The following is a 10585-nucleotide window of genomic DNA, read 5'->3' as shown; positions in this document are numbered from 1 at the left end:
TTTATTTAGAGTTAAAAATATGAGAATTAAGACTCTTTATTATGAAAAGAAACTTACTTCAAAAGGCGTTGAAATTAGAGTTTCAGCGCCTTACTTTACATAATATTTAACTTTTCATAAGATGAATTATGAGAAGCTTTCCATAACTCATCAATAATGAGTAGTTCTTTCTTCGTATACTTACGCATTAATTTCTTATAGCTGTCATCTGGTTGATTTTTTGCTATTTTAAACTCATCTAGAAGTTCAGGTAGGCGAACATACTGTACTTTATAAAATTGACGACAAGCAGCTATACCAAAGGCACAGGCTAAGTAGGTTTTCCCAGCCCCAGTTGCTCCCATTAGAATGATGTTATTCTTATTTTCTAAGTACAACCCAGAAGCTAAGCGTAAGATCTCTTCTTTTGGTAACCGTCGGTCTTCGAAATATTGAATCTCCTCAATTGATGCTGAAGGAACTTCGAATGCAGCTTGCCTTATTAAGCGTTGAAGCTTATTACTTTTGCGACGAGAATGTTCGCTGTCTACTAAAAGCTTAAAGCGATCTTCGAAGCCCAAATCGTTATATTGCTTGTTTTGTGCCTGTTGCTTATAGGCCTCTGCCATGCCACTCATTTTCATTTCAATCAACTTTGTTATCGTATCTTCATTCATCATTTAAACGTCCTCCATAGTAGCTAGCCCCACGGGTGAATCCATGGTTCTGAGTTAATTTATCTACTGCTTTCTTCATTTGTTCTTCTTTTATCTGCTTCTGGTTATTTTTAAGGGCTGTTTTAACAAGAGAGACCGTCGGTCTTTCTGTGACGTCCAGTACCGTCTGGCAGGCTTTTTCCAATTCATACTTTGTGTGTTTGCGTAACACTTTCTTAAGAGTGAAAATGGACTGAACACCTTGTCGTTCAACGGCAGCGTTTTTTAGAATTAATTCGACCACTTGTAAGGTAGATCGTCCAATATCTTTTGCCCATGCAATGGCATTTTGTGGGGTTTGATCCGTATATAATTTATGGTTCTCTGGCATATGATCTCGGTTAGTGGACTGCCTGCCATATTTCCCATATAATCGTGAATGAGAAGCGATTCTCAAATGATTGTAGAATACTTCAATAAGATGATCTGTAACTCTCACATCTACCTGTTGACTGATATATTCATAAGGAACAGAATAAAACTGACTTTTAACAGAGATATGATAGTCTGGTTGAACTTTGGCGGTTAACCATTCAGACATCTGATAAGGTGTTGGTGGGAGAGGAGAAAGGTACGATTTCTCTTCTTCTAAAAATGCTGACCATCTGGAACCTTCACGCTTCGTAAAATCACGATGATTGAACTCTTCTAATTTTTCTTTGGCAACGTCATTCCATTCCTTTAAAGTGAAGCATTGAGTGTGCCTCATGGCAGCGATAATCCAAGTCGAGATTGTGCGTACAGACCCTTCTACTGAAGCTTTATCCTTTGGATATTTTACTCGAGCTGGCATCACGAATGTGCCGTAATGATTCGCCATATCTTTATAAGTAGGGTTTAGTACTAATTGCTTTCGCGTATTTTCCTGAACCCCTGTTTTTAAGTTGTCAGGGACTAGAACTTCACTCACACCCCCAAAATAGTCGTAAGCATGTCTATGGGCTGTGATCCAAGACGTTAAGTTCATTGATAAAAAACCTTCAACGTAGGACAATTGACTACTAGGAAATGTCGCTACGAATACATAGACTTTCACCTTCTCACCAGTATCTCGGTCAATTAAAGTGCCGGTAGATCCAGCCCAGTCGACTTCTAAAATTTCTCCTGGCTTTCGTTTGATTCGCATCGTTGCCTTATGTTTTTCTGCATATTTTCTATAATGACGAATGAAACTGCGATAGGCATAGGGAATAGCGTTTTCTGCTCGACACTGCACTTCATATTCATGATGAAGCAGTGTTAAAGTGACATTCTTCTTTCCCAACTCTTTGTGAATGTATTCAAAGTCAATCGGTCGGTAACCTGATCCTTCCATCGTTTTTTCAGGATACAAAAACTCTTCTAGCCATTTATCTGTCATCTCATCTGTTAACGGCAGTGTCACCTCCTTTTTTTCCGCAAGTCGAATGACTTCCGTTATTTTTTGTCTTGAGTGACCAGTAGCTGCACGAATACTTCGAAGAGAAAAACCATCAGACCTCATCTCCAATACTTTCCTATATTGGAACATAAAAAAACCTCCATATAATAAATGTCATGCTTTAGGCTTAAATGCCGTAGGCATGCACATTAATTATACAGAAGTTAATAAGTGGTAAACAGGTTGGCAATGACTGGTACATTTCATGGCAAAGGGTGGTACAAAACTTTGCAACGCTGGTACATTTCGCTGGCGGTAGTCACTCTTTTAGTCACTGGAATCTCATTTAAGGAAGATGTATGAGCTTTTCTTCATCTATTTGATACACTGGATCAGCGACTCGGCTCACAAATTCCTTATCATGAGATGTAAAAATAACCGTACCTGAATACTTCTGGATAAAGCTTTCTAAAGCTTCAATCGTAAAACATCGATAAAATTAGTTGGCTCATCTAGAATCAATACATTACTTGCTTTGACAAACATCTCTGCCATAGCCACCCGTGTTGCCTCACCCCCACTTAATTTATTCAAGGTGATTTTGATAATTAAAGTTATTGAAGGCATCCCTGTTTGATAATAGAAGATGAGCTTCATCTACTAAGACAATGTCCGCTTGCTTTCTCAAATCGTAATATGCTTGTGGTCTCCACTATATTGTAATGATCCAATTCGTCCGACGAATATTTCCGATTTCACCGTTCTCTACAATCGCTTTTATTTTTTGATAAAGCGGGTTATTACGTTAATTGAACATAATTGCATAAGAAAATTCATCTTTTTTAGACTCTGCAACTTCGTTTAATTTTTTAACCTGTTCTGTATATACACCTGCTGACTTTTCGTTTAATACGTGTAAACCATTTTCCAAAGCATAAATCGCCATTTCAGGGTGTTAGTAATGTGGTATCTCTTTCAATACTGCGTCACCGTATCCACTATTAACCATCTCTTTATAGTGACGATAAATTTTAGTGTTTGGAAAGTCTGCTTTGATTTTCTCGTCTTTAGCCTCATCAATATCTGTAACCGCCACCACTGCCATTTTGTCAACTTTACCTTCAGTGACTAAACTTCCATAGAATCCACCTTGTTGTCCGTATCCAATAATACCTAAGTTAACTTGTTCCATTTCCATGTCTTCTTCTAATAAACTATTTTTTCTAACCATTTGCTTTGGATAGCTCACTTTTAACTTTCTTTTTTAGAAAGTGAATAATGCAATCCGAAACCTTTAAAGAGCTTATAATAGGAAACAAGAGCACTTTCAACTGATAAATGAAATAAATAGCTCTTTATATTTAGTTTTAAAGACTCACATTTTCTTATAAGGAAACTTATTTTATATTATTAATTTTTGATATTTTTCACAATAGCATCCTTTTTAAATTAAGTATTTACATATATATTTGTGAAAATCTTTAATAAAAATTTACTCTTTTTCATCCGAGTCATCGGATGTTTTATTTTAATTTTTTCATGTTTATTTGGTTTTTCTAACAAAAATAACTGCAATTATTCCATTAATTGCAGTTTTAAAGTACTATTTAATTCTGACTATTTCTTTTTTAATTTCTCGATTTCGCCTTTTTCCGTCTCAAATGGATTACCGCCACATGGGTATTCAATTGCCCGATTGACTTCTTCTGAAAATACAGCTAATAGTTCGAGCATACTGATATCCTCTTCATCAATCAGAGTCATTTCTTTAGTATCGGCTTTAATGTTTTTCATATGAATGAACGTGACATCATCTTTTAATGCTTTCGCACTTTCTAATGGGGACTGGCCTGTTGCTAAGAAGTTTCCTGTATCAAAAGTCATTCCAGCGTTAATACCGGCGTCTTTTAGTTTATCAAGAATCCCTTTTATCTTCTCAGAGGTTGAGTAATCTTCTTGATCGTTCTCTAATGTCAGGTGTAAAATACCATATTCTGTCATTAAAGATTTAAGTATTTCTATATCCACATCATTTATATCTTCATCATAACCTGCAACGTTTTTGAATTGTTTAGCTCCTAATGAGCTGTATTCTTCAAAGTATTGACGCAAAGTTTCTTTGCTCATTAATACGCCAGGGAATAAGACATCAGGTACTGCATAATACAAAGTCATATCCAATTCTGTTGCTTTTCCTTTTAATTCGGCTAATTCTTTTCTATCACGTAAATACTCACGACGAATCTCAACTGTTTGAATCCCCAAGTCTTTGATTTTTTCTAACCATTCAATCTGAAATTGCCCTTGTTTCATGAGTTCTTCGAATACATATGTATTCAGAACTAAATTTTTATCTTCCATATGATGTATCTCCCTTTAATTGAATAAATTATAATAAATATTTTGTAAGTGTTACCATTTTTTTGGAAAGCTTGAAACTTTTATATCATTGATAGTAAAATTGCGAACAATTTTGCTCTCTTTACCAAAATAATATATATAATTTACACAATCTTTACAATTATAACGTATAATCAATACAGATTAATAGAATGGGAGAGATTCATACAATGTTTAAGAAAATCAAAACGCTTTTGTTAAGTAGTTTAGTATTAGGTGGCTTAGTTGGTGCCGTCCAACCTAACCAAGCTGCTGTTGCTCAAGAAGAAGCTTTAGAAGTACAATTTGTTCCGACAAATAACGATGGTTCAATGGAAGCTCGTGCACAACCTCTTGCTGATTTCTTATCGGAGCAATTAGGTCGTGAAGTGAATGTTACCTTAGCAACTGATTATACGACGATTGTTCAAGCGATGGCATCGGGTCAAGTAGACTTAGGTATTATGCCACCTGCTGCTTATGTTCAAGCGCGTGACTTAGGCTCGGCTGAAGCAATCTTAACATCTGTATTAGGGGCCTTCGATGATGAAACAGGTTTACCAGTTGAAGGTGAGACGACTGGTTCATTCCAAGGTGAAATTTTAGTTCATGCTGATAGTGACATGGAAGAATTAACTGACTTAGTTGGTAAAAAAATCGCAACATTAAGCCCTAATTCAGCATCAGGTTATATCTATCCTGTAGCAGAGATGATTGAAGCTGGTATTGATGTAACAAGTGATGTGACTTTAACAACAGTTAATGACATTCCAAGTGAAATTACAGCCGTATTAAACGGTCAACAAGATGCAGCATTCGTATTCGAAGGTGCGCGTGTTGTATTCGGTGGTGCTTTCCCAGATAACGACTTAATGGAAGAATTAAAAGTTCTTTATTTAACTGACGGTGAAATTCCTAATGACGCTATCGCTGTTCAACCAGATATGGATGAAGAATTACGCGAAGCAATCAAAGAAGCATTCTTAACAATGGCAGATTCAGAAGAAGGACTTGAAATCATGTCATTATGGAGTCACGAAGGCTATACAGAAGTAGATGAGTCAGTATATGACCAAATCTCAGAATACACTGAGATTGCTGCTCAATAATTTTAAACCTTACATTTATGATGGCTACCTTTCACGCGTGATGTTATCGTTGAAAGGTGGCTTTTTTTTAATGACTTACTATAACGGAGGTATTCAATGATAGAATTCAAAAATGTATCAAAAGTATTCGACAATGGCGTCGTAGGTTTAAACGATATTAATCTGACGATTGATAACGGAGAATTTGTTTGTATTATTGGTTTAAGCGGAGCAGGTAAAAGCACTTTACTGCGGAGTTTAAATCGGTTAAACAACATTACTCAAGGTGATATCTCTATTAATGGAGAATCCATCACACAAGCCAATGCAAAAGATTTACGTAAGATGCGCAGGAATATCGGCATGATTTTCCAACAATTTAACTTAGTACGTAAAAATACCGTTCAAAAGAATGTTATTTCAGGTAGATTGGGCTACTACAATAACTGGCAAACTCTACTTGGTCTCTTCTCTAAAGAAGATTATGATCGAACTGAGAAAGCTTTAGAAAAAGTCGGGTTAGCTGATAAACTAAAAGTTCGTAGCGATTCCTTAAGTGGAGGGCAACAACAACGTGTATCCATCGCTAGAACAATTGTCCAAGAAGCTGAACTAATTCTAGCAGATGAACCTGTATCTGCCTTAGATCCTGTTACGTCTGAAACAGTCATGAATGACTTCAAGCGCTTAAACGAAGAAGCAAATCGCACAATCATTATTAATATCCACTCAGTGCCCTTAGCTCGTAAATATGCTTCACGTATTATTGGGATGCGAGACGGCGAGATTGTCTTTGATGGACCCGCTTCAGAAGCTACCGATGCTAAACTTAGTGAAATCTATGGTAAAGCTATCTTTGAAACTGAAAAAGAAGCTCGTCAAGAAGCAATAGAGGCACGTATTGAAAGCGACGTTCAACAAGAAATTCAAGAAGAAACAAACATATAGAATGGAGGTCGAACATGAAATTAAAACAAACCATTCATGATAATTTATTCAAACACATGGGCTTAACATTCTTGATTATTATTCTCTTTTTAGGTGCTGGAACAGTCATTGATGCTGATTGGACTGAAGTGATGGAGAATCACCGACAAGCAACGATTTTTCTTCAGGGGTTCTTACAACCTGAGTGGAGTTACATTAATCAGTTGGTTGAACCGATGATTGAGACTATATTAATGTCAGTTTCAGGGACATTCTTAGGCGTTGTCTTTGCGATTCCTGCAGCCTTTTTAGGCACTTATATTGTCACACGAAACTATATTATTACTTATATCTTCCGTTCATTCTTTAGTCTCATCCGAACGGTACCCAACTTACTTTTAGCCGCTTTATTTGTTGCGATTATTGGTATAGGTGAATTAACAGGGGTCTTAACGATTGCGGTGTTTACATTTGGGATGGTGTCACAATTGATTTTTGCAAATATTGAAACCATTGATGATGGACCGATTGAAGCAGATGAATCTATTGGTGCAACGCGTTTCCAAATCGCCGTGAACTCTATTTGGCCCCAAGTATCACAAAGTGTCTATGCATACGCCTTGTATGCCTTTGAAGTGAATATACGTGCTTCTGTTGTCTTGGGTTACGTTGGTGCTGGAGGTATTGGTGTGATGTTAAATACTGCTTTAAGCTTTATGCAGTTTGGTCGAGTGAGTTTAATCATCATTATTATTCTAGTTTTAGTGTCAGCAACAAATTGGATTAGTGAATATATTCGACGGGAGGTTATCTAATGACTAAAAAGAAACTGATTAATTATAGTCTACTGATTATCCTTGTTCTCCTGGTCGTTTACTCATTCATACGTTTAGACTACTCAAATATTGTTAACTTACAGTTTAATCATGTTTGGAATATCTTTATTAGTTTACTGCAACCAGATATAAGCTATGTATATGATGGCTCAAGCGAAGATTTAATCCATCTAATGTTTGAAACCGTTGTGATTGCTTTTTATGGAACCATTTTAGGATCGGTTCTATCTCTACCATTTATCTTACTGAGTGCCAAGTCTATTTGGGGGCGATTCCAAATAATTCCAACGTTGAGTCGAGGATTATTGAATTTACTCCGCTCAATTCCAGCTTTAATCTATGCTATCCTATTCGTAAGAGTAGTTGGACCAGGTCCATTTGCTGGAGCATTGGCTTTAGGTGTTCAATTAATTGGTATGCTTGGTAAATTAGTGAGTGAAGAATTAGACCGAGTAGACGAAACTCCTGTTGAAGCGGTTGTAGCTGCTGGTTCGACGAATATGCAGTCCTTTCAATATGCAAGACTGCCACAAGTCGTACCAATCGCAGCTTCTCATATTCTCAACCACTTTGAAATCAATGTTCGAAGCGCCACGACACTTGGATTAGTGGGTGCCGGAGGTATCGGTGCACCCATTATATTTGCCCTACAACAACGTAATTGGGCACGTGTTAGTATTATATTAATTGGGATTATAGTAGTTGTCGTATTGATTGATTTAATCAGTACTGCAATTCGTAAAAAATTACGCTAGAAAGTGGTGGAGTAATGAAGAACGTATCGATACTCGCAACAACGGATGTACATGGATATGTTGATGAGGGCCTAGCGAACCTTAAACAAGTGAGGGAAGATTTAAAAGCAAGCTTACTCATCGATAATGGAGACTTTCTTATTGGTAGTCCTTTAGCTACTTATGGCTACAGCCAAAGTCAATACACTCCTTTAGTAGAATTAGCTAATGAGATAGGTTATGATATTATGATTCCAGGTAATCATGATTTAGATTTTGGTTTAGAATGGCTGCTTAAGCAAGTGAGTAAACTTGATGCTGAATATGTATGTGCTAATTTATATGATAATCAAGGTCAGTTAATATTTAAACCCTATACAATCAAGTCGATTAACGGTGTAAAGATTGCTGTCATAGGACTTCTTACTGGTGCATGCAGTCAATTAGCTACACATTCGTCAGTATTAGATGTGGTGGTTAAACCACCGATTAATGAATTGAATAGTTTAATCTCCCAAGTTAAACAAGAGTCTGATCTTATTATTGTTGCTTATCATGGCGGATTAACGAATCATCCGTCGACCGGAGACCTTTGGACTTATCCTTCTCGAGAAGATGAAGCGTATCAGCTTATGGAACAATTTCCAGATATCAATAGTTTAATTTGTGGCCATCAACATTTTGTAAATGTTGGTATCCACCCAAGTAATATTGCATTGATTCAACCTGGTACACAAGGTAAAGTGGCTGGTTATCAAGAATTTAGCTTTGCTGACGAAAACTCAGTGACAATTGTAGATAATAAAATCATTCAACTGAATGCTCAGAAGATGTCTTTTGATACCCGCTCTGATTATGAAGATTGGATAGAAACACCAGTGGATTTAGCAAAAGTGGCTGAATATATTACGGAAAATTTTCCAGCTGACTTTCATTTTTTAAATTATACAGCTCAAACCTTAGATGATTTAATCGCTGATACTCAAGGTCCTTTCCCATTAAGTCGTTATTATTTATCAGGAGAAGAATTGGCGGATCACTTGGATTTAGAAGGTATCATTGATACTTCTAAAAATTATAACGTCATAGCTTCACCAGGAATATTACCTGATTATCGTATTCGAGAGCAGTATTTAATTCCCTTGTTTGATGAAATTGTTAAATATCAAGCGTATTAATAAGTAGCCAGTACTGATATGCTCACATCAGTACTGGCTTCTTTTATTATCTTTATTAAATGATTATGTACAATACAAAATGGAGTCCTTTGCCCTCGTAATATAAATGTAGATTAAAATGATTGTTGAATACTTCCCTCTTTTATTTCAAAGACATAATCACATAAGTAATCAATATCTTCTGAATTATGTGATGTTATTAAAATTATTCTACCTTCTTGCTTTAAACTCATAATAAGTTCCCTAATTAAAATAACACCGCTTTTATCAAGGCTATTCATGGGCTCATCTAAAATCAGTAATTCTGGATTTTCCATAATTGCTTGTGCCACACCTAGCCTCTGCTTCATTCCTAAAGAAAAGTTTCTAACTTTCTCTTTATTATTTGGATCTAAGCCAACAGATTCTATCGCATTAAGAATACCTTGTTTTTCAATCTTCCCATTTATATCTGAGAGTAATTTTAAGTTCTGATATTGATTATAATCTAGAATAAAAGAAGGTATCTCGATTAAAAAACCAGTGTTTAAAGAGAATTCAATGTCTTTTCCAATTCTATCGGAATCCATCCATATTTCACCGGTATTTAATGGTATAAGACCTAGAATCGATTTCATTAAAATTGTTTTTCCGCTACCATTATCCCCAACTAACCCATATATATGTCCGGAGGAAAGTTCTAAATTAACATCTGAAAATAACTCTTTATCTTTAAATTTCTGACTCACATTCTTAACTATTAGTTGTTCCATAAAATTAGTTTTCTCCTTAATTTGTCGTTATAAGCAATATAATAAATTGCAGTAATCATTATTATTATTCCTACAACTAAAATTGTTATGGCAAAGCTCAGTGTAGGGTATCCGTCAAGTTGAGATGTCGAAATATTTGACAAAGAAATCCAAGAAAAGACAGAAATATAAAAGCCATAAAATTTATTAAAGTGTCTGATTGCCAGATATAAGAATATGAATACAGAGTATAATACCAGTCCAAGTCCTGGTCTAATTATATTGAATAGCATCAACATTAATCCTGAAAAGAAGAATATTAAAATCATCATTATTACAGTCATTATAAAAAGTTGCAGGGGTGTGTAATTAACCATTAATGTCGAAGGAATATTTATAGCAATTTCGTATTGATTAATAATATCTGGATAATAATTAAGTGATCCTATCAACTTTCCCCAGTCATTAGAATGAAAAGTAATATATGAAAGCGAAATAATAATATAACTAAGCATAATATTTATTATATATCTTGAATTGTAAAATTAAGCTAGAAAAATAAATAAACCATTTGTGGTACACTCAAAATAAATTTCCAACCACGAAAATTAGGAGAGTGACCACAAATGGCCTACACACATCTTACCATGAAAGAAC

At 35.5% G+C, this 10585-nt stretch carries 12 protein-coding genes and 1 pseudogene; 5 read left to right on the top strand and 8 right to left on the bottom strand.

What is annotated here, in order from left to right; all coding sequences use genetic code 11:
* Positions 1–95: 95 nt before the first annotated feature.
* The 7 genes and pseudogenes from ACEN31_RS10045 to ACEN31_RS10015 form a co-directional block, all read right to left on the bottom strand.
* On the bottom strand, positions 96–659 hold the full coding sequence (locus tag ACEN31_RS10045) for an ATP-binding protein (protein ID WP_407109329.1): 564 nt from the start codon (positions 657–659) through the stop codon (positions 96–98).
* The gene (istA, locus tag ACEN31_RS10040; RefSeq protein WP_138405602.1) at positions 649–2205 is read right to left on the bottom strand and encodes an IS21 family transposase; all 1557 of its coding nucleotides are present in this window, start codon (positions 2203–2205) and stop codon (positions 649–651) included. Before istA ends, ACEN31_RS10045 begins: the two co-directional genes overlap by 11 nt.
* A gap of 196 nt (positions 2206–2401) precedes the next feature.
* Positions 2402–2640, bottom strand: a pseudogene (locus ACEN31_RS10035) (ATP-binding cassette domain-containing protein); the annotation flags it as partial.
* A 1-nt stretch (position 2641) separates the two neighbouring features.
* Entirely contained in the window at positions 2642–2743 is a 102-nt protein-coding gene (locus tag ACEN31_RS10030; protein ID WP_407109328.1) for a DNA/RNA helicase domain-containing protein, read from the bottom strand.
* 117 nt (positions 2744–2860) lie between these two features.
* Positions 2861–3001, bottom strand: a complete 141-nt coding sequence (locus tag ACEN31_RS10025) for a hypothetical protein (RefSeq protein ID WP_171031253.1) — start codon at positions 2999–3001, stop codon at positions 2861–2863.
* Between the two features lie 9 nt (positions 3002–3010).
* Positions 3011–3286, bottom strand: coding sequence for a hypothetical protein (locus ACEN31_RS10020; protein ID WP_407109327.1), 276 nt, complete (start codon positions 3284–3286; stop codon positions 3011–3013).
* A 386-nt stretch (positions 3287–3672) separates the two neighbouring features.
* The gene (locus ACEN31_RS10015; RefSeq protein ID WP_407109326.1) at positions 3673–4416 is read right to left on the bottom strand and encodes a sugar phosphate isomerase/epimerase family protein; all 744 of its coding nucleotides are present in this window, start codon (positions 4414–4416) and stop codon (positions 3673–3675) included.
* A 209-nt stretch (positions 4417–4625) separates the two neighbouring features.
* Between ACEN31_RS10015 and ACEN31_RS10010 the strand changes: the two genes are divergently transcribed.
* The 5 genes from ACEN31_RS10010 to ACEN31_RS09990 all read left to right on the top strand — a co-directional run bounded on the left by ACEN31_RS10010 (position 4626) and on the right by ACEN31_RS09990 (position 9197).
* On the top strand, positions 4626–5543 hold the full coding sequence (locus tag ACEN31_RS10010) for a phosphate/phosphite/phosphonate ABC transporter substrate-binding protein (protein ID WP_407109325.1): 918 nt from the start codon (positions 4626–4628) through the stop codon (positions 5541–5543).
* Between the two features lie 96 nt (positions 5544–5639).
* Complete coding sequence (gene phnC, locus ACEN31_RS10005) at positions 5640–6470, top strand: phosphonate ABC transporter ATP-binding protein (protein ID WP_407109324.1); 831 nt, start codon at positions 5640–5642, stop codon at positions 6468–6470.
* A gap of 14 nt (positions 6471–6484) precedes the next feature.
* Positions 6485–7264 carry a phosphonate ABC transporter, permease protein PhnE gene (gene phnE / locus ACEN31_RS10000; RefSeq protein WP_138403811.1) on the top strand — a complete coding sequence of 260 codons (780 nt, stop codon included), beginning with the start codon at positions 6485–6487 and terminating at the stop codon, positions 7262–7264.
* A complete protein-coding gene (gene phnE, locus ACEN31_RS09995) occupies positions 7264–8040 on the top strand; it encodes a phosphonate ABC transporter, permease protein PhnE (protein WP_407109323.1) in 777 nt (258 codons plus the stop codon). The genes phnE (ACEN31_RS10000) and phnE (ACEN31_RS09995) overlap by 1 nt, the downstream gene beginning before the upstream one ends.
* Before the next feature lie 14 nt (positions 8041–8054).
* Positions 8055–9197: a bifunctional metallophosphatase/5'-nucleotidase gene (locus ACEN31_RS09990; RefSeq protein ID WP_407109322.1), complete on the top strand. Its 1143-nt coding sequence runs from the start codon at positions 8055–8057 to the stop codon at positions 9195–9197.
* A 113-nt stretch (positions 9198–9310) separates the two neighbouring features.
* On the opposite strand, the gene ACEN31_RS09985 is transcribed toward ACEN31_RS09990, so the two are convergent.
* Positions 9311–9949, bottom strand: a complete 639-nt coding sequence (locus ACEN31_RS09985; protein WP_138403808.1) for an ATP-binding cassette domain-containing protein — start codon at positions 9947–9949, stop codon at positions 9311–9313.
* Between the last annotated feature and the right edge of the window lie 636 nt (positions 9950–10585).

The sequence above is a fragment of the Ruoffia sp. FAM 26255 genome (assembly GCF_045528525.1).
Lineage (GTDB): Bacteria > Bacillota > Bacilli > Lactobacillales > Aerococcaceae > Ruoffia > Ruoffia tabacinasalis.
This window is presented reverse-complemented; position numbering and strand designations above follow the sequence as displayed.